The following is an 18838-nucleotide window of genomic DNA, read 5'->3' on the forward strand; positions in this document are numbered from 1 at the left end:
CGAGGGGCGCCGAGAGGGACGCCAAGCCGACGCCAAGTGGCAGACCGCAGCCTGGGCGTTCCTGACCGACCGAGTCTTGTGAGGACACGAGCGTGACCCCCAACAGCACAGCGTCCGGTCCGCCCGCCGACGACCGTCCCTACACCCACGAGATGGTCGTGGTGCACCGCGTCTTCCGGCGCGAGTCGGCGCTGCTGCCGCGCCTGGTCCGTGCCGTGCCGCACGGCGGCACGCGGCGGGCCGGCGAGGTCGTGGCGTATCTGACCGACTACGTGGGCGGACTCCATCACCACCACACCCTTGAGGACGAGTTGATCTGGCCGCGCCTGCGGGAGCGTTCCGCCGACAGCGCCGACAAGGAACTGACGGCTCGCATGGAGGAGCAGCACGAGCGCATCGACCGCACCCTGGCCACTGTCGGTGAACGGGCTCCGCGCTGGCAGCGCTCGGCCGACAGCGCCACTGGGGAGGCACTCGCCGAGGCACTCGACGAGCACCGGGCCGCGCTGGAGGAGCACCTCGACGACGAGGAGCGCCTGATCCTGCCGCTGGTCGCCGAGCATCTGACCGTCGCCGAGTGGGACGAGATCGGCCGCCGGGGCCTGGACCCGCTGCCGAAGGACAAGGTGATGCTGGCCCTCGGCGCCATCCTGGAGGAGGCCACACCACAGGAGCGCGCCTACTTCCTGGGCCGGGCCCCGCTGTTGGGGCGCCTGGTGTGGCAGCTCGTGGGGCGTCGGCAGTACGCGGCGTTCCGGCGCTCCCTGCTCGTGGGCGTCGGGGAGGCGGCCCGATGACCGCTCTCCGCGCCGCCCCGCTGGAGGTCCTCGACGCCTACCGCACCTGCGAGTTCGTCACACTGGGCCGGGACGGCACACCGCTGGCCTGGCCGACGGCGGCGCAGCGGCGCACGGACGGGACGCTGGTGCTGACGACGTCCCTCGCGTTCGCGCAGAAGGCCCTGAACGTGCGCCGCGACGGCCGGGTCGCGCTCCTCTTCTCCGACCCCACCGGCAGCGGGCTCGCCGACGGCCCGCAGATCTTCGTCCGCGGCCGGGCCACGTGCCCCGACGAGATCAGGACGGGCCCGCAGGGCCTGGAGTCGTACTGGCGGATGCTCTTCGAGCGGCAGCCGCACAGCAGGTCCTACCTCGCGCGCCCCATGAGGCGGCTGATGGACTGGTACTACCTGCGGCTCGTCATCACCGTCGCGCCCGAACAGGTGCTCGTGCGCCCCGCCGAGACGCCGCCGCTACCGCCGCTGCCGCCGCGGAGCACGTCCGTCCCACAGCCCCTCGGGGCCGAGCGGCTCGCCGCCCACGCCACCGCGGTCCTCGCCGCGCGCGACGCGTCCGGGGCGCCGGTCCTGGCCCGGACCGGGACGGCGCCCGCGGACGGCGGTTTCACGGTGTGCCCGCCGGCGGACCACGCGGTGGTGCCGGGGCCTGCCTCGCTGCTGGTGCACCGTCACGACGACCGGCTCAACCGCATGCGCAACACGCTCGTCCGCGGCGTCCTCGACCGCTCCGACGACGGCTGGCTGCTCGTCCCGGACAGGGTCCTGGAACCGATGGGCGCCGGACGGCCGAGCGACGCGCTGCGGGTCCTGCGCAGCACACGGCGGGCCACCGACCGCTACCTGCGCCGCCGGGAGCTGCCGCGCCCCCGGGTGCAGTGGGACCGCTTCCGCGAGGTCGCAGCGTCCGCGGGCCGACCGGAACGGAACTGACCAGGGAAGGGGGCAGGTGCTGTGCTGAGTGACCTGACCGTCGTCGCGGTCGTGGCAGTCATCGGAATCGTCGCGGTGTCGGCCGCGGTCCTGGCGGACCGGTGGGCGTGCCGCCGCTCCGGCTGGGCGCGCCCGGGACGGGAGCGGACCCGCTCGGTGCTGCGTTCCCCGCACCACTGAGCCGGCCCGGGCAGGTGCGGCGGGACGAGTCCCAGCTGTCGCACGCTGAACGTATGGCCGCAGGCCTTCCGGGTCTGGTGTTCCGGCAGGGAAAGGAAGTTGGCCTTGATCAAGTCGCCGCTCATGATCGCCAGTCGGACTCGGACACGGACGCCATCGCCCGCGAGGCCGACATCCGTACCCCAGATCGTGCCGTCCGGGACCCTGAGCGCGTTCGTCCACGGCCACCAGGACGGCGCCGCCGGGAGCGACACCCCCGGAATCCGCGCGTATCTGCGACGCGCCACGAACGAGCCCGTCGCCGGGAGCAGAAGCGGGCTCCATGCTGACGCGACGTCCGCTGGATCCCCAGCCCCCCGACAGGGGAGCAACGCCGCCCCCAGCCACCCCCGAACACAAAAAAGGGACCGTTCAAGAACGGTCCCTCATCTGCGACGTTCGATAGTTCGAACAGTCGGGACGACAGGATTTGAACCTGCGACCCCTTGACCCCCAGTCAAGTGCGCTACCAAGCTGCGCCACGTCCCGATGTCGACTGCCTTCCGGCCCTTTTTCGCTGGGCTCTTCCGGCGGCGACAGGAAGAACAATACCCCAAGCTCACGGGTGGTTTGAAACAGGTTCGGCGACCGCACCGCGCGCCGGGCGAGAATCGGGAGCATGAGTACCGAGCGCAGCACCGGAAGGGACCGCGACGAGCAGGGACGGGCGCGCAACGCCCGCCCCCGCGACGGCCTGGGGCGACCGCTGCCCTACGGCTCCCCGGGGGTCGCCCGGCAGCCGGAGGGCGTCGTGCGCACCCCGCAGGAGAGCGTCGCGCAGGCCCAGGCCCTGCTCGACGCGGGGCGGCCGTTCCACGCCCACGAGGTGTTCGAGGACGCCTGGAAGTCGGGCCCGGACGAGGAGCGGGAGTTGTGGCGCGGCCTGGCCCAGCTGGCGGTGGGCCTCACCCACGCGGCGCGCGGCAACGCGACGGGCGGGGCGCGGCTGCTGCGCCGGGGCGCGGACGCGCTGGCCGGCTGGACGGGCCCGGCCCCGGCGGGCCTGGACGGCGCGGGCATCGTGGCGTGGGCCAGGGGCCTGGCGGACCGGGTGGAGGCGGAGCCGTCGCCGGTGGACGCCGCGTCCTGCGCGCCCAGGCTGCGCTAGGGACGGTCTTCCCTCTCCCTCCGTCCGCCCGGAGGGCGGGCCGCGCGGCGTCCGGTGCGTGCTCTCAGGGGTTCCCCCGGCCGGAGGCCGGGGGGTGCCGGGTGCGAGGCAGTGTCGATGGCCGGGATGTACTCGGCCTGACGCCCGGTGCGGCGAAGGGGGTGCCTCCCGCCCGAGCCCGGCGAAGCCTGATGCGAGGGTGACGGAGCCTGCCAGGCGTCGCGCGGCGGGAGGGAGCGGGAAGACAGGCCCCGGCGTCACCGGTCCGGACCCCACCCGCATGCGCGTTCCCATGCCTGGTGTGACCCTGCGAGGGTGACCACCACCACGGCTGAAGCCGTCGCCCCGGCCCCACCGGTACTCGACAAGCGCCGCCGGAACGTCGTCTTCGGGACGATCATGCTCGGCATGCTGCTCGCGGCCCTGGACCAGACGATCGTGGGCACGGCGCTGCCGACGATCGTGTCGGACCTGGGCGGCGCGGCGCACATGTCGTGGGTGGTCACCTCATATCTGCTGGCGGAGACGGTCGCCACGGCGCTGGTCGGCAAGTTCGGTGACCTGTTCGGCCGGAAGGTCGTCTTCCAGCTGTCGGCGATCATCTTCATCACGGGGTCGTTCCTGTGCGGGCTCGCCACGAACATGTCGCTGCTCATCGCCTGGCGGGCGATGCAGGGCATCGGCGCGGGCGGTCTGATGGTCACGGCGATGGCGCTCATCGCCGACGTCATCCCACTGCGCGAACGCGGCAAGTACCAGGGGGCGATCGGCGCGGTCTTCGGCGTCTCGACGGTCATCGGCCCGCTGCTCGGCGGCCTGTTCACGGACCATCTGACGTGGCGCTGGGCGTTCTACGTCAATGTGCCGATCGCGATCCTGGTGGTCATCGCCGCCGCCCGCACCATCCCGGTGGTGAAGTCGGCGACGAAGCCGATCATCGACTATCTCGGCATCGGGCTGGTCGCGGTCGGCGCCTCCGCCCTGATCCTGGCGACGAGTTGGGGCGGCAACGAGTACGCGTGGGGCTCCGGTGTCATCATCGGCCTGTTCGCGGGCGGCATCATCGCGCTCGCCCTGTTCTGCTGGGTGGAGACCCGGGCGGCCGAGCCGATGCTGCCGATGCGGCTCTTCTCGAACCCGGTCTTCACGGTGTGCTCGATCCTCAGCTTCATCGTGGGCTTCGCGATGCTGGGCGCGATGACGTTCCTGCCGACGTTCCTGCAGTACGTGGACGGGGACTCGGCCACGATCTCCGGTGTCCGCACGCTGCCGATGGTGATCGGTCTGCTGATCGCGTCGATCTTCTCCGGCAACGTGGTCAGCAAGACGGGCAAGTACCGGATCTTTCCGATCGTCGGCTCGCTGGTGATGGGCGTCGGGCTGTATCTGCTGTCCCTGATGGGGACGGATTCCGGGGCCTGGCTGGAGTCGCTGTACATGTTCGTGCTCGGCCTCGGTATCGGCCTGTGCATGCAGGTGCTCACCATCGCGGTGCAGAACACCGTCGAGTACGCGGACCTGGGCACCGCCACCTCCGGTGTGACGTTCTTCCGTACCCTCGGCAGTTCCTTCGGGACCGCCGTGTTCGGCACGATCTACGCCAACTCCCTGAAGCCGAACCTGACGCAGGGCGTCGAGGAGGCGGCGCGGGCCGGCACCGGGATCGATCCGGCGACGCTCGCCAAGGCCGCGCAGAGCCCGGAGGGGCTGCACTCGCTGCCGGCGGCGGCGCGCGAGCCCATCGCGCAGGCGTACGCGGACTCGCTGCACACGGTGTTCCTGTGGACGGTGCCGGTGGCGCTGATCGGCTTCGTGGTGGCGCTCTTCCTCAAGCAGGTGCAGTTGCGCGACACCGCGCGCGCGGGTTCGACGGACATGGGTGAGGGTTTCGCGCAGCCGTCGGGCGGTGACTCGGCGCTGCTCCTGGAGCGGGCGGTGGGCAATCTCGTGAAGAAGTCGAACCTGGAGACCGCTCGGATGATCCTGAACTCCTCCGACAGCCGTCTGGACATGGCCGGTTCCTGGGCCGTGATGCAGGTGGAGTTCTTCACGCGGATGGTCGGGCACGCCTCGCTCGGCATGATCGCTGCGCGGCGCAGGGTGCCGCCGGAGGTGCTGGTGCCGGTGTTCCAGCGGATGGTCGACGAGGGCTATCTGACGCGTACGGGCTCGTACTTCTCGCACACGGCGGCGGGCCGGCGCGAGGCGGACGTCCTCAACCGGGCCTGGGGCGACTGGCTGAGCAAGCAGGTCGAGGCGGATCTCGGCCGGCCGCCCGGGAACGAACTGCGGGCCGCGGTCGACTCGATCGCGAAGCGGCTGCTGGTCGAGGACCTCGCGCAGGGGCTGCCGCACCAGCCCTCCCCCGAGCCGGCGTCCGCGGCTTCCTGACCTGTCGTTCAGCGCAGCAGCAGCTGCAGGCCGCCGACGACCGTTGCGGCGATGACCAGTTGCTCGAAGAGTTTCTGGTTGATCCGGTTCACGGCCGCCTTGCCGATGAACGCGCCCGGCACGACGAACACGGCGAGCGCGGCGTCCAGCAGGAGCGAGCGGCCGTCGATGAGGCCGAGGCCCGCGCTGAAGGGCAGCTTCGCGGAGTTCACGATGAGGAAGAACCAAGCGGAGGTGCCGAGGAAGCCCAGCTTCTTGAACCCGGCGGAGAGCAGATACATCGACATCACGGGGCCGCCCGCGTTGGCGACCATCGTGGTGAATCCGCCGAGCACCCCGTACGAACCGGCCTTGACCCGGGCCGTGCGGGTGGCCGTCTCCTCGGCCTCGGGCGCCTCGGTCCTCCTGCGCCGCCAGATCGTGACGCCCGCCATCAGGAGCAGGATGGCGCCGAGGGACGTACGGACGACGGCGTCGTCGGCGAAGGCCAGAAAGACGGTGCCGATCACCACTCCCCCGGCGACGGCCGGGAACAGCCGCCACAGGGTCGGCCAGTGGGCGTGGCGCCGGTAGGTGAGCACGGCGAGGATGTCGCCGCAGATCAGGATGGGCAGCAGCACCCCGGTGGAGGCGCGGGCAGGCAGGATCGCGGCGAAGATGGCGAGGCTGACGGTGTTGGCCCCGCTGACGGCGGTCTTGGAGAAGCCCACCAGCAGGGCCGCGGCGGCCAGCGCGGTGAAGCCCCACGGGGTGACGCCGAATATCTCGTGCATGTGGTCCATCTCCGCGTGTATCGGGGTGCGTCGGGGCGCAGGAGGGTGCCGCGGTTGCCGCGCGCCGCGCCTGCGCGGACACTTTCGCACTACATCTGTCTCCCGAAGAACCACGCCCCGCACCGGAAGGCTCCCCGGACATGTCCGCCGCCCCCGATCCCACCGCGAGCGTCCTCGCGGTCTTCGCCCACCCCGACGACGAGTCGCTGTCGGCGGGCGGGCTGCTGGCCCGGCATGCGGCGGCGGGGGCGCGCACGGCGGTCGTGACGGCGACCTGGGCGCGGGACAGCGCGCGGGCCGGGGAGCTGGCCGAGGCGCTGGGGATCCTGGGCGCGGGCGAGCCGCGGATGCTCGGCTACGCCGACGGCGGGGCGCCGCACTCGGCGCCGGGTCAACTCCCCTTCCAGCACGCCCCGTTGGACGAGGCGGTGGGCCGACTCGTCGCGCACATCAGGGAGTTCCGGCCGGACGTCGTCGTCACGCACGACGCGTACGGCGGGCTGACCGGCCACCCCGACCACGTCCACACCCACCGGGTGACGCTGCTCGCGGCGGAGGCCGCCGGGCTCGCGCCGCTCCACCCCGGGGCCGGTGATCCGTGGCGTCCGGGCGCCCTCTGCCTGGCGACGCACCCCGACTCGGCGGCGCGCGAGCTGGGCCGGTCCCTGATGCGGCCCGGCCGGACGATGTACAGCGTCCCGGACGAATGGGTCGGCGCGGCCGTCGACGTCACCCCGTGGCTGGACCGGAAGACCGCCGCGATCATGGCCCACAGGACCGAGGTGCGCCGCGGCGCCCTGCCGGGCCGGGTGGCGGCGCTCCCGCCCCGGGAGCGGGCACGGCTGCTGTCGACGGAGTGGTACGTCCGTCGCGATCTCGCTCCGCCAGGGCCCCTTCGCGGAAGCTTTCCTTCAGGACTTCCAGGGGCTTTGCATAACCATGAGAGGTGATGCATAATCTTCCTATGTCCAAGGTCCTCACTTCCCTTCCCGCCGGCGAGCGCGTCGGCATCGCCTTCTCGGGCGGCCTCGACACGTCCGTCGCGGTCGCGTGGATGCGCGACAAGGGCGCTGTCCCGTGCACCTACACCGCGAACATCGGCCAGTACGACGAGCCCGACATCGACTCGGTGCCCGGCCGCGCCCAGGCCTACGGCGCCGAGATCGCCCGTCTGGTCGACTGCCGCGCGGCGCTGGTCGAGGAGGGCCTGGCCGCGCTGACCTGCGGCGCGTTCCACATCCGCTCGGGCGGCCGCGCGTACTTCAACACGACGCCGCTGGGCCGCGCCGTCACCGGCACCATGCTGGTCAAGGCGATGCTCGAGGACAACGTCCAGATCTGGGGCGACGGCTCGACGTACAAGGGCAACGACATCGAGCGGTTCTACCGCTACGGCCTGCTCGCGAACCCGAACCTGCGGATCTACAAGCCGTGGCTCGACGCCGACTTCGTCACCGAGCTGGGCGGCCGGCAGGAGATGTCCGAGTGGCTGGTCGCGCACGGCCTGCCCTACCGGGACTCCGCCGAGAAGGCGTACTCCACGGACGCCAACATCTGGGGTGCCACGCACGAGGCGAAGACCCTGGAGCACCTGAACGTCTCGCTGGAGACGGTCGAGCCGATCATGGGCGTGAAGTTCTGGGACCCGTCGGTGGAGATCCCCACCGAGGACGTCACCATCGGCTTCGAGCAGGGCCGCCCGGTCACCATCAACGGCAAGGAGTTCGGCTCCGCCGTCGACCTGGTGATGGAGGCCAACGCGATCGGTGGCCGCCACGGGCTCGGCATGTCCGACCAGATCGAGAACCGGATCATCGAGGCCAAGAGCCGTGGCATCTACGAGGCCCCGGGCATGGCGCTGCTGCACGCGGCGTACGAGCGCCTCGTGAACGCGATCCACAACGAGGACACCCTCGCCCAGTACCACAACGAGGGCCGTCGGCTCGGCCGGCTCATGTACGAGGGCCGCTGGCTGGACCCGCAGGCGCTGATGGTGCGTGAGTCGCTGCAGCGCTGGGTCGGCGCGGCGATCACCGGTGAGGTCACGCTGCGGCTGCGGCGCGGGGAGGACTACTCGGTCCTCGACACCACGGGCCCGTCGTTCTCGTACCACCCGGACAAGCTCTCCATGGAGCGCACCGAGGACTCGGCGTTCGGCCCGGTCGACCGGATCGGTCAGCTGACCATGCGGAACCTGGACATCGCCGACTCCCGCGCGAAGCTGGAGCAGTACGCGGGCCTCGGCCTGCTGGGCGGCTCGCAGGCCACGGCCGCCGGGCTGATCGGGGCCATGCCGGAGGGCGGCGCCCAGGCGATCGCGTCCCGCGGCGAGGTCGACGAGGACGAGGCGCTGGACCGGGCCGCGATGGAGTTCGGAACGGACTGACGTCGGTTTCGCGAAGAGGACCGGGGCCGGCACTGGGAGGTGCCGGCCCCGGTCCTCTGTGCGGCTATGGGCCGGGGGACTTCTGCGGGCTTCGCGACTGCGGGTCGTTCGTGATCGCGCGCGGTTCCCCGCGCCCCTCAACGCGCGTACGTCGCGCGGAGTTCTCGCTTGAGGATCTTCATGCTCGGGCCCAGGGGGAGCTGGTCCGTGAGTTCGATGCGGCGGGGGTACTTGTGCTTGCCGAGGTGGTTCTTGGACCACTCGGTGATCTCGGCCGCGTCGAGAGCGGTGTCCGGCTTGGGGATGATCACGGCGCAGACCTCCTCGCCGTGGATGTCGTCCGGGAGGCCGATGACAGCGACCTGGCCGATGCCGGGGTGGCGCATGAGGACCTCTTCGACCTCGCGCGGGTACACGTTGTAGCCGCCGCGGATGATGATGTCCTTCTTGCGGTCGACGATGCGCAGATAGCCGTCCTCGTCCTTGGTGCCGAGGTCGCCGGTGCGGAACCAGCCGTCGACGAGGGCCTCGGCCGTGGCCTCGGGGCGGCCCAGGTAGCCGGTGAAGACGCAGTGGCCGCGGACGACAACCTCGCCGAGTTCGCCCTCGGGGAGCAGTTCGACACGGTCCTCGATCTCGGGGCGCGCGATCTCCACGTCCACGCCCCACAGGGGCTGGCCGATGGTGCCGGGGCGGGCGCCGAAGACCGGCTGGTTGGCGGCGGCGGCCGGGGACGTCTCGGAGAGGCCGTAGCCCTCGTAGATCGTGGCGCCGAAGGCCTTCTCGAAGCCTTCCAGGACGACGACGGGCAGCGAGGCACCGCCGGAGATGCAGATCGTCAGGTCCGGGAGCTTCGCGGCGTCCGGGGCGGCGGCGAGCAGGTTCACGTACATCGTCGGGACGCCGTGGAACGTGTTCACGTTCTCCGCGACCATCAGCTCGATCGCGCGGGACGCGTCGAAGCGCGGGAGGAGGACCAGCGTGGCGCCCGCGCGCCAGGTCGCGTTCATCGACACGGTCTGGCCGAACGCGTGGAAGAGCGGCAGCGCGCCGAGCGCGATGTCGTCCTGGTGGACGTCGTGTGCGTCGAAGGCGGAGACGGTGGCGTTCATGACGAGGTTGAAGTGGCTGAGCTCGGCGCCCTTGGGGACGCCGGTCGTGCCGCTCGTGTAGAAGATGACGGCCGGGTCGTCGGCCTCGCGGGTGACGTAGGACGCCAACGGCTCGGCGGCGGCGGTGAGTTGCTCCAGTTCGCCGCCCGCGCCGAGGAGGACCATGCGGACGCCGGTCGCCGCCGCGGCGGCCGCGCCGACCGCGGCCTGCGCGGGGTGGCACAGCAGCAGCGTCGCGCCGCTGTCCTTGAGGACGTGCTGGACCTCTTCGGCCGACAGGAGCAGGTGGACGGGGACGACGGCCGCGCCGGCCGCGAGCGCCGCGTAGTAGGCGCGCGGGAACTCGGCGGTGTTCGGCGCCATCAGGGCGACCCTGTCCCCCGGGCGGACGCCGAGGCCGGTGAGGGCCGCGGCCTGCTGGCGGGCCTGGAGCCACAACTCCTCGAAGGTGAGCCGGAGTTCACCCTCGACGAGACCGGTCTTGGTCGGCCGTCGGCGGGCGTTCTCGGCGAGGATCGCGGCGAGGGACAGGGTTGCCATGGCGGGTGGTGCTCCGTTCCGTGCTGACTGCTGGTACTGCGGTGGACCAGGTCGAAGACCGTGAACCGGGTGGGTGAACGTCCTCAGCGGGCGCCTCCGTTGACGTACAGCGTCTGGCCGCTGACGTAGGAGGCGTCGTCGCTGGCGAGGAAGGCGACGACCGACGCGATGTCCTCGGGCCGGCCGACGCGGCCGAGCGGGGTGCGCTCGGCCGCCAGCTTCTGGTGCTCGTCGGCGGTGGAGCCGACGCGTTCGGCGGTGGCGGCGGTCATCGCGGTGGCGATGTAGCCGGGGGCGACCGCGTTGACGTTGATGTCGAAGCGGCCGAGCTCGATGGCGAGGGTCGCGGTGAAGCCCTGGATGCCGGCCTTGGCGGCGGCGTAGTTCGCCTGGCCGCGGTTGCCGAGCGCGGAGCGCGAGGAGAGCGAGACGATCTTGCCGTACCTCTGCCGCGACATGTACTTCTGCGCGGCCTGCGAACAGGTGTAGACGCTGTTCAGGTTGACGTTGATGACCGCGTCCCAGTCGGACCTGGGCATCTTGAAGAACATGCCGTCGCGGGTGATGCCCGCGTTGTTGACCAGGATGTGCAGTCCGCCGAGGTCGTCGTTGATCTGTGCGAACGTCGTCTCGACGGCGTCCTGGTCGGTGACGTCGCAGCCGTAGGCGCGGGCGGTGCCGCCCGTGGCCTCGATGGCGTCGACGGTGGCCTGCGCGCGCTCGGCGGTGAGGTCGACGACGGCGACGGCCGCGCCCTCGTCGGCGAGCCGCTGGGCGGTGGCGGCGCCGATGCCCTGGGCGGCTCCGGTGACGACGGCGACGCGGCCGGTGAATCTGCTGCTCATGGTGGACTCGATCTCCGGTTTCCGTACGGGGTTCAGGCGCGCTCGACGAGGACGGCGCTGCCCTGGCCGACGCCGACGCACAGGGTGGCGAGGCCGCGGGCCGCGCCGGTGCGGCGCAGCCGGTGCAGGAGCGTGGTGAGGATGCGGGCGCCGGAGCAGCCCAGCGGGTGGCCGAGGGCGATGGCGCCGCCAGTCGGGTTGACGCGGTCGGGGTCGATGCCGAGGCCGTCGACGCAGGCGAGCGCCTGGGCGGCGAACGCCTCGTTGAACTCGGCCTCCTCGATGTCGGTGATCGACCAGCCGACGCGGTTCAGGGCCTTCTGCGTGGCGGGGACCGGGCCGATGCCCATGATGTCGGGGTGGACGCCCGCCGAGGCGCCGGCGACGTAACGGCCGAGGGAGACGAGGCCGAACTCCTCCAGGGCCTCCTCGCTGACCAGGAGCAGGCCCGCGGCGCCGTCGTTCATCGGCGAGGCATTGCCCGCCGTCACCGAACCGCCCTTGCGGAACACGGGCTTGAGGCCGCCGAGCTGCTCCAGGGAGGTGTCGGGGCGGATGCACTCGTCGGCGTCGACGATCACGCCGTCGCGGCGGGTGACGGGCAGGATCTCGGCGTCGAAGAGGCCGTCCTTGCGAGCGGCGGCGGCCTTCTGGTGGCTGCGGAGCGCGAACGCGTCCTGGCGCTCGCGCGAGATCGCGTACCGGTCGGCGACCTCCTCGGCGGTCTCGCCCATCGCGAGGACGCCGTGCAGCTCCTTCATCCTCGGGTTGGTCAGCCGCCAGCCGAGCCGGGTGTCGTACGTCTGCATCTGGTGCGGCAGCGCCTCGTCGGGGCGGGGCAGCACGAACGGGGCGCGGCTCATCGACTCGGAGCCGCCGGCGAGCACGACGTCGGCCTCGCCGGAGGCGATGGCGCGGGCCGCGGTGGTGACGGCCTCCAGACCGGAGGCGCACAGCCGGTTCACGGTGGCGCCGGGCACGGTCTCGGGCAGGCCCGCGAGCAGGGCGGCCATCCGTGCGACGTTGCGGTTGTCCTCGCCGGCCTGGTTGGCGGCGCCCCAGTAGATGTCGTCGACGCGGGCCGGGTCGAGGGCGGGCGCGTCGGCGATCAGGCCCTTGACGACGGTCGCCGCGAGGTCGTCGGGGCGTACGGAGGACAGCGCGCCGCGCAGCTTTCCGATCGGGGTGCGGCGGGCGGCGGCGAAGTGAACGGGGCGCACGGTCAACTCCAGTGAACAGCCGGAACACGATTAATTAGCACTGCTAGTTTTGGACTATAGACCTGTGCCGCGGCAGCTGGGAAGAGCCCCTCGGTGATCAAAAGGGGGCATGACGTGATCAAAGCGGTGAGTGGGGTTCCACATCTCAGGGCTGGCCCTGATGTCCCGCGCTTCCGGCCCGCCTACTGTGGAGGTCCGGCACCGCTCCGCGGACGACGCACGGGGGACCACGGGGGAACGGGGGAACGGGCGTCGTCTCCGGAGCGGACAGCCGGAACCTCTTGATCCGCGCGGGCGAGACTCAGCCGCGCAGATACGTGAGCACGGCCATGACGCGACGGTGTTCGAGCAGGTCGGGTTCGAGGCGCAGCTTGGTGAAGATGTTCCTGACGTGCGTCTCGACCGTCTTGCCGCCGATGACCAGCTTCTGTGCGATGGCCTCGTTCGAGCGGCCCTCGGCCATCAGCGCCAGCACATCGCGTTCGCGTCCGGTGAGTTCGTCGAGCGGTCCCGGCAGCCGCGGCGCGTCGATGAGCCGGGCCACCACCAGCGGGTCGAGGACCGTCTCCCCCGCCGCGACCCGCTTGAGGGCGCCGCTCAGCTCGTCGGCGTCGGCGACCCGTTCCTTGAGCAGATAGCCGAAGCCCTCGGGGTGCTCGACCAGGGCCTGCACGGTCGAGGTCGTCTCCACGTACTGGGACAGCAGCAGCACGCCCGTGCCGGGGTGGGCGCGGCGGATCCCGGCCGCGGCGAGCAGGCCCTCGTCGGTGTGCGTGGGCGGCATCCGGATGTCGAGGAGCACGGCGTCGGGCCTGTGCTCGGCGACGAGCGCGAGCAGCGGCACGGTGTCGCCGCACTCGGCGGCCACGTCGATGCCCTCGTCGGTGAGGAGCCGTACGATCCCCTGCCGCAGGAGTGCCGAGTCCTCGGCCACGATCACACGCACGGGAGCTCCGCCCTGATCCTGGTCCCGCCGCCCGCGGGACTGACGATGTGCAGTACGCCGTCGACGGCGGCGAGCCGGTCGGCGAGGCCGCGCAGGCCGGTGCCGCGCGCGGTGTCGACGCCGCCGACGCCGTCGTCGACGGTCTCGACGACGAGGCGGCCGCCCTCGTGCCGGGCCGAGACGCTGACGGCGCGGGCCTTGGCGTGCTTGGCCGCGTTGGTGAGGGCCTCGCAGACGGTGAAGTAGGCGGTGGACTCGACGAGCGGGTCGTAGCGGCGCGGTTCGGCGGCGACGACGACCGGCATGGCGGCCTCCTTCGCGAGGGCGGCCAGGGCCGGCGCGAGCCCTTCGCGGGTGAGGACGGCCGGGTGGATGCCCTGGGCGATGCCGCGCAGTTCCTCGATGGCCAGGCGCAGGCTCGACTCGGCCTCGTCGGCGGCCTCGCGCAGCGTCTCATCGGGGTGGTCGGCGAGGCCGCGCTGCACGCGCCGTACCGACATCAGGGCGAAGACGAGGCGGGCCTGCGCCCCGTCGTGCAGGTCACGCTCCAGGCGGCCGCGTTCGGCGTCGGCGGCCTGGACGATGCGGGTGGCGACGTCCTTGGCGCGGGTGCGCAGCCAGACGTTCTCCAGGGCGAGGCGGAGCGCTGCGGCGACGGATTCGAGGAGTTCCGGGTCGTCGGAGAGGGCCGGGTCGTGGTGGAGCAGGGCGAGCGGCCGGCCGTCGGAGGCGCGCACCGGGGTGCGTCCGGGTCCGTCGACCGCGACCTCGCGGCCCGACCCGTCGACGTAGGCCGCCTTCTCCTCGCGCCACAGACCGAGCCGGAGCGTCGCGTCGCCGAGGACCCGGACGAGGGCCTCGCGCACCCGGCCCGGGTCGGGGTCGGTGCCGACGTCGATGACCAGGCCGCTGACCTCCGCGCGCTGCAGGTGCATGCGGAGCAGTCCGCCGAGAAAGGCGAAGGGGACGGCGACCTGGGCGAGGTCCGACATCAGATAGACGGCCTGCTCGGCGAGCGAGCCGGCCTCGCCGAACCACGGCACGACGTAGAACAGCATGTCCCACATCAGGAAGGCGACGGCGACGCCGATGCCGAACCAGGCGGGGAGCAGCGCGCGGCGCCGGGCGGCGGAGGCGTGCCGCCAGCGCTGCACGATCGCGTACGCGGCGAAGGCGGAGAGCACCCATCCCGCCGCGTGGTAGACGACGTCGAAGGTCTCGAAGTAACGGTGCCAGCCGGGGACGGAGAAGAGGTTCGGCCCGCAGTCGCGGCAGTCCAGATAGGTAGCGCCGGTGTCGGACGCGGGGTCGAACATCAGGGTGCGTACGAGTCCGCCGACGGCGACGAGCCCGTATCCGCACTGCACGAGCCGCCGGGTGAGAACGGTGGTGAGGCGTCCTTCGGGGAACGAGAGCACGAGGTGCAGCAGCACCGCCATGTTCAGCGCTTCCCACCAGGCGCCGAAGGTGAACAGGGCCGGCACGGACGTGCCCTGCAGGTTGCCGAAGAACCAGGTGATGCCCTCGGCCGTCATCAGCCGGCCGGTGTTGTTGGCGGGCCTGCGCCGCCAGGCCATGATGCCCGCGACGACGTAACCGCCGCCGACGGCGAGATCGCGGACCAGGTCGGACGCGGACGCACCGGTGCGGGCGTACGCCCATGACCCCGCTGCCGCCGATACGACGGCGAGGGCCGCGGCCCCGGTCAGGCGCAGCCGTAGCGTGCGCTCACCCTGACTGTCCACGCGCCACACCGTAAGCCATGCGAGGGTACGGAGCGTAAACCGGTCGCCCACGCTTTGCGTTCTGGTACGTGCGCGCACGGGTGGGTCGGGGGTCGCCTGGGGGGTCTTCGGGTACGTGGTGAGGATCGTGCGGACGGCGGCGGGGTGCGCGCTCGCGTACTTCAGGGATGCGACCGCGCGATCGTCGGGGACGTGGGGAGTTGTCGCTGACGCACGCTCGCGGGGGGCCGTACGTCGCGTCCGCCGACCGCCTCACGTTCCGCCACCGGTTCGGCCTCCGTCTCACGCGGCCCGTACCGGTCGGGACGACGGCTGGGGGTGAGGCCGGGACCGATCTCCAGGGCCGCGGGTGAGGGGCACGATCGGGCCCGGCCGTCGGCCGAGGCAGGGCCCTAAGTCGGGGAGGGTGGCGACGGCTCGCAGGATCTCCGGTGGGGGGCCGGGCCGGTCACGCCAGGTGGCGCATGTCGCCGAGGCGCACCACCTGCCGGTTGTGGAAGAAGTCGTCCTCGTGGAGGACGGTGATACTGCCGGACGGCGCCCGGAAGCTCACCGGGCCCAGGGCGCCGTACGGCATGCCGATCCAGGCCGCCACGACGAAGGTGAGGGCGAACCCGTGGGTGACGATCACCTGGTGGACGGCCGGGCGGGCGAGGATGTCGTCCATGGCGGAGTAGATCCGCGCGGCGAGCTGCCCGCGGGTCTCGGCGCCGGGGACGCCCTCGTGGTGGTTCATCCGGTCGCCGTCGGCGGGCGGCGGGACGAAGCGCCGGTCGAGCCACTCCTGCGGGCGGCCCTCCGCCTCGCCGTACGACTTCTCACGCAGCCGGGGATCCGACTCGGGCCACACGCCCAGCCGTTCGGCGATCGCGTCGGCCGTCTGCGCGGCGCGCTTCAGGTCCGACGTGATCACCTCCGCGCGCGCGTCCGCCGGGACCTCGGCGCGCAGCGCGTCGGCTGCGGCCGACGCGGCCCGCAGCCCGGCCGCCGTGAGCACCGAGTCGTACCAGCCGCCGACCACGCCCTCGACGTGGTGCGTGGCCTCGGGGTGGGTGACGACGTGGACGGTGCGCACGATGGACGGGCCTCCCTGCCGGCGGGGTGAGGGGGTGACCCTACCGGGAGAACACCCCACCGAGCCGCGCCCCGGCCGCCGTGCCGAGCAGTGTGCGGCCGTTGTACGTCGTCGAACTCAGGCCGAGACCCGTGCTGTTGGCCGGGACGTACAGGAACGTGCCGTCGCCCGCGTCCTCGCCCGCCGCGCCGAGGACCAGGTCGGTGCGGCCGTAGCCGGACAGGTCGGTGAGGGCGACGGCGGAGCCGAGGGTGTCGTTCGTCTCCGTGGCGCCGGGGACACCGGCGGTGTCCTCGGAGATCGCCACCGCACCCGAACCCGTCAGACCGGTCGAACCGCCCTTGAGGAGCAAGGTCGTTCCGGCGTTGGAGCGGTTGGTGCCGTCGCGGGTGATGTCCTCGTTCGGGGCTCCGGCGAGGACGTCGGCGTACCCGTCGGAGTCGACGTCGCCGACCGCCACCGAGGCGCCCATCGCGTCGCCGGACTCGGCGGCGCCCGGCACCCCGGAGGTCGCCTGGCTGATCGCCTTCGCGCCGGTCGCGGTCAGGCCGGTGCCGGCCGCCCCGTACACGGCGGTGACCTGGCCGCCCGCGGCCGCGCCGGACTCGGCGGTGTAGGGCTGCCCGATCGCGAGGTCGTCGGCGCCGTCGCCGTCGAGGTCACCGGCGGCGACGGAACGCCCACCCTTCACCGACAGCACGCCGACCTTGGTGAGGCCGCTCGCACCGCCCTTGAACCAGACGGCCCGCCCGGTGCCGCCGCTGTCGCGGTAGCTGAGGGCGACGTCCGCGTACCCGTCGGCGTCGAAGTCGCCGGTGGTGGCGTCCTCGTAGGCGAGGGTGCCGGAGGTGGTGAGCGTGCCGTACCGGGTGGAACCGCCGGTGAGCCGGACGTTCCAGGAGCCGCCGTTGCCGGTGCCCGCGGCGAAGACGTCCGCCTTGCCGTCGGCGTCGAAGTCGCCGACGGCGAGCGCGGAGCCGAGCCGGGCCCCGGACGCCGTGACGCCCGAAGTGGTGTACGTGGAGCCGGAGTCGAGGCCGGGACCGTCGAGGACGGTGACGGCGCCGCGGTCGGCGTGACCGGTCGTGTCGTCCTCGCCGGGCTGGCCGACGACGACGTCCGCGTATCCGTCGCCGTTGACGTCACCGGTCGCGGTGGCCGCGCCGAACTCGTCACCCGGCTCCCCCGCGCCCGGAACACCCGAACTCGACTGCGAGAGCAGGTTCTTGGCGCCCGTCACGGGGCCGTTCGTCCCGCCGGGCACGACGGCGATCTGGCCGCCGCTCGTTCCCTTGGGCATGCCGGTGACGAGGTCGTCGACGCCGTCCCGGTTGGTGTCGGCCCCGGGCCTGGCCGCGGACGCCGTGGGGCCGCCGGCCAGGGCGCGCACGTCGGCGAGGCGGTCGTGCAGGTTCGCGCCGGGGCAGGCGGTGGCCATCAGGTCCTGGTGGCTGGTGACGCGCGGCACCGTCGCCTGCTGGCCCGCGGTGTAGCGCCCGTTGTCGAACTCGGCGGTGAGCGTGGCCGTCTCCGTCGGCTTCTCGCCGTACAGACCGAGCTTCCAGCCCGCGATCCGGGAGATGGCGGCGAGCGCGGCCTTCGTCGGCTTGGCCGTCTCCATGTTGCCGAGCAGTGAGACGCCGACGGTGTCGGGGTTGAAGCCGAGCGTGTGGCGCGCCTTGACCGGCAGGCCGGCGCCGCCCTTGCTGCCCTCGAAGATCTGCCCGCACTTGTCGACGACGAAGTTGTAGCCGATGTCGCCCCAGCCCTGCGTCTTGACGTGGTACGCCTGGATGGAGCGGACCAGCGCGGCGGACTGCGCGCAGCTGTAGGAGTTGCTGCCCGCCTCGTGGTGCACGACGACGGCCTTGACGCTGGGGCTGTACACGGTCGGGCACTGCACGATCGACTCGTCGGCGCCCCACTGCGCACGGGAGATGATCGCTGGCTTGGGCACCGGGCCCGACGCGGGGGTGCTGGGCGGGGTGCTCAGGCCGTCGAGACAGCGCGGCCCGGTCACGGAGGTCGGGGACGGGGAGGGCGACGTGCTGTCTGCCGCGTACGCCACCGGTCCGATGCCGCCGTGCGGCTGCCGCACGCCGGGGTCGACCAGGTCGAGGCGGAGCGAGGCGGGCAGCTTGCGCTTGCCGTCGACGCGCGCCTCGACGGCGTCGGACGGGCCGACCCACAGCGGCTCGGTGGCGCCGCGCAGCCCGGTGCCCGAGCCGTCGCGGCCCAGGTCCGGTGGGGTGTCCGGGAGTTCGAGGGTGCGCCAGTCGCTCCACCGTCCGTCGGCGGCGCCGCGGGTGCGGACCTCGACGGTGCCGGTCAGGCGCTGCGCCGCGGCGGGCCAGCTGACGCCGACCATCGAGAACGGGCCGGTGTCGGTGCGCCCGCGGGACCGCTGTGCGCCGGACGCGCCGTCGATGGCGAGGGTGTGCACGGCGGCGGCCCTGGCCTGCCCCGCCGCTCCCCCGGGTTCGTGGTCGGTGACGCCGATCGCCAGGGCCGCGAGGACCCCGGAACCGATGACCGCGGTGGCGAGCGACGGCACCGCGATCGTCCGCCATCGTCGGGGCCGCAGCCGCCGTCTGCCCGTTCCACCGCTCCGCTGGGTCGCCCCCCGGCTCGCGCTCATACCCGTACGTCCTGTTCGTGTGCGTGACTCGTGCCGAGGTGATCTCGACAATGGGCCAGCGCACCAGGGGCCTCATGTGTCACACATGAGGCCCCTGGTCACGGGCGGAAA

Annotated in this window: 15 protein-coding genes and 1 tRNA gene; 7 read left to right on the plus strand and 9 right to left on the minus strand. The window is 72.5% G+C overall.

From position 1 onward, the window contains the following. Window positions 1-92: 92 nt before the first annotated feature. The 3 genes from J3486_RS13005 to J3486_RS13015 are packed head-to-tail and all read left to right on the plus strand — an operon-like array spanning window position 93 to window position 1909. Window positions 93-797: a hemerythrin domain-containing protein gene (locus tag J3486_RS13005; protein WP_307804792.1), complete on the plus strand. Its 705-nt coding sequence runs from the start codon at window positions 93-95 to the stop codon at window positions 795-797. After that, window positions 794-1729 (plus strand): pyridoxamine 5'-phosphate oxidase family protein, encoded by a 936-nt coding sequence (locus J3486_RS13010; RefSeq protein WP_207820428.1) that lies wholly within the window; start codon window positions 794-796, stop codon window positions 1727-1729. Before J3486_RS13005 ends, J3486_RS13010 begins: the two co-directional genes overlap by 4 nt. Before the next feature lie 21 nt (window positions 1730-1750). After that, window positions 1751-1909 carry a hypothetical protein gene (locus tag J3486_RS13015; RefSeq protein WP_207820429.1) on the plus strand — a complete coding sequence of 53 codons (159 nt, stop codon included), beginning with the start codon at window positions 1751-1753 and terminating at the stop codon, window positions 1907-1909. Window positions 1910-2363: 454 nt separating this feature from the next. On the opposite strand, the gene J3486_RS13020 is transcribed toward J3486_RS13015, so the two are convergent. After that, window positions 2364-2437, minus strand: a tRNA-Pro gene (locus J3486_RS13020). A 130-nt stretch (window positions 2438-2567) separates the two neighbouring features. On the opposite strand from J3486_RS13020, the gene J3486_RS13025 reads away from it, so the two are divergent. Together J3486_RS13025 and J3486_RS13030 are read left to right on the plus strand one after the other, a co-directional pair. Next, window positions 2568-3056, plus strand: a complete 489-nt coding sequence (locus tag J3486_RS13025; RefSeq protein ID WP_207820430.1) for a DUF309 domain-containing protein — start codon at window positions 2568-2570, stop codon at window positions 3054-3056. A gap of 315 nt (window positions 3057-3371) precedes the next feature. Continuing rightward, a complete protein-coding gene (locus tag J3486_RS13030; protein ID WP_374194719.1) occupies window positions 3372-5447 on the plus strand; it encodes an MDR family MFS transporter in 2076 nt (691 codons plus the stop codon). Between the two features lie 8 nt (window positions 5448-5455). Here J3486_RS13030 and J3486_RS13035 read toward each other — a convergent pair whose 3' ends face one another. Then, window positions 5456-6220 carry a sulfite exporter TauE/SafE family protein gene (locus tag J3486_RS13035; RefSeq protein WP_374194720.1) on the minus strand — a complete coding sequence of 255 codons (765 nt, stop codon included), beginning with the start codon at window positions 6218-6220 and terminating at the stop codon, window positions 5456-5458. A 140-nt stretch (window positions 6221-6360) separates the two neighbouring features. Between J3486_RS13035 and J3486_RS13040 the strand changes: the two genes are divergently transcribed. Both J3486_RS13040 and argG read left to right on the plus strand, forming a co-directional pair. Beyond that, window positions 6361-7170 carry a PIG-L deacetylase family protein gene (locus J3486_RS13040; protein WP_207820432.1) on the plus strand — a complete coding sequence of 270 codons (810 nt, stop codon included), beginning with the start codon at window positions 6361-6363 and terminating at the stop codon, window positions 7168-7170. A gap of 14 nt (window positions 7171-7184) precedes the next feature. Further along, window positions 7185-8606, plus strand: a complete 1422-nt coding sequence (gene argG, locus J3486_RS13045) for an argininosuccinate synthase (protein ID WP_207820433.1) — start codon at window positions 7185-7187, stop codon at window positions 8604-8606. Window positions 8607-8743: 137 nt separating this feature from the next. Here argG and J3486_RS13050 read toward each other — a convergent pair whose 3' ends face one another. The 7 genes from J3486_RS13050 to J3486_RS13080 all read right to left on the minus strand — a co-directional run bounded on the left by J3486_RS13050 (window position 8744) and on the right by J3486_RS13080 (window position 18727). Continuing rightward, window positions 8744-10258 (minus strand): long-chain fatty acid--CoA ligase, encoded by a 1515-nt coding sequence (locus tag J3486_RS13050; RefSeq protein WP_207820434.1) that lies wholly within the window; start codon window positions 10256-10258, stop codon window positions 8744-8746. Between the two features lie 83 nt (window positions 10259-10341). Further along, window positions 10342-11103, minus strand: coding sequence for a 3-oxoacyl-ACP reductase FabG (fabG, locus tag J3486_RS13055; protein WP_207820435.1), 762 nt, complete (start codon window positions 11101-11103; stop codon window positions 10342-10344). A gap of 32 nt (window positions 11104-11135) precedes the next feature. Continuing rightward, window positions 11136-12323, minus strand: coding sequence for an acetyl-CoA C-acyltransferase (locus J3486_RS13060; RefSeq protein WP_207820436.1), 1188 nt, complete (start codon window positions 12321-12323; stop codon window positions 11136-11138). 301 nt (window positions 12324-12624) lie between these two features. Further along, a complete protein-coding gene (locus J3486_RS13065; RefSeq protein WP_207820781.1) occupies window positions 12625-13263 on the minus strand; it encodes a response regulator transcription factor in 639 nt (212 codons plus the stop codon). Beyond that, window positions 13260-15014 carry a sensor histidine kinase gene (locus J3486_RS13070; RefSeq protein ID WP_207820437.1) on the minus strand — a complete coding sequence of 585 codons (1755 nt, stop codon included), beginning with the start codon at window positions 15012-15014 and terminating at the stop codon, window positions 13260-13262. Before J3486_RS13070 ends, J3486_RS13065 begins: the two co-directional genes overlap by 4 nt. A 448-nt stretch (window positions 15015-15462) precedes the next feature. Then, a complete protein-coding gene (locus J3486_RS13075) occupies window positions 15463-16089 on the minus strand; it encodes a histidine phosphatase family protein (protein WP_207820438.1) in 627 nt (208 codons plus the stop codon). Between the two features lie 40 nt (window positions 16090-16129). Continuing rightward, window positions 16130-18727, minus strand: a complete 2598-nt coding sequence (locus J3486_RS13080; RefSeq protein ID WP_207820439.1) for an FG-GAP-like repeat-containing protein — start codon at window positions 18725-18727, stop codon at window positions 16130-16132. Window positions 18728-18838 lie beyond the last annotated feature (111 nt).

The organism is Streptomyces sp. VRA16 Mangrove soil, from assembly GCF_017377775.1.
Taxonomy (GTDB): Bacteria; Actinomycetota; Actinomycetes; order Streptomycetales; family Streptomycetaceae; genus Streptomyces.

What these genes read in the sequence shown, in the direction of transcription:
- J3486_RS13010 (WP_207820428.1), top strand. Translation starts at nt 794, where the DNA reads ATGACCGCTCTCCGCGCCGCCCCGCTGGAGGTCCTCGACGCCTACCGC.
- J3486_RS13025 (WP_207820430.1), top strand. Translation starts at nt 2,568, where the DNA reads ATGAGTACCGAGCGCAGCACCGGAAGGGACCGCGACGAGCAGGGACGG.
- J3486_RS13035 (WP_374194720.1), bottom strand. Translation starts at nt 6,220, where the DNA reads ATGCACGAGATATTCGGCGTCACCCCGTGGGGCTTCACCGCGCTGGCC.
- J3486_RS13040 (WP_207820432.1), top strand. Translation starts at nt 6,361, where the DNA reads ATGTCCGCCGCCCCCGATCCCACCGCGAGCGTCCTCGCGGTCTTCGCC.
- argG (WP_207820433.1), top strand. Translation starts at nt 7,185, where the DNA reads ATGTCCAAGGTCCTCACTTCCCTTCCCGCCGGCGAGCGCGTCGGCATC.
- J3486_RS13050 (WP_207820434.1), bottom strand. Translation starts at nt 10,258, where the DNA reads ATGGCAACCCTGTCCCTCGCCGCGATCCTCGCCGAGAACGCCCGCCGA.
- fabG (WP_207820435.1), bottom strand. Translation starts at nt 11,103, where the DNA reads ATGAGCAGCAGATTCACCGGCCGCGTCGCCGTCGTCACCGGAGCCGCC.
- J3486_RS13080 (WP_207820439.1), bottom strand. Translation starts at nt 18,727, where the DNA reads ATGAGCGCGAGCCGGGGGGCGACCCAGCGGAGCGGTGGAACGGGCAGA.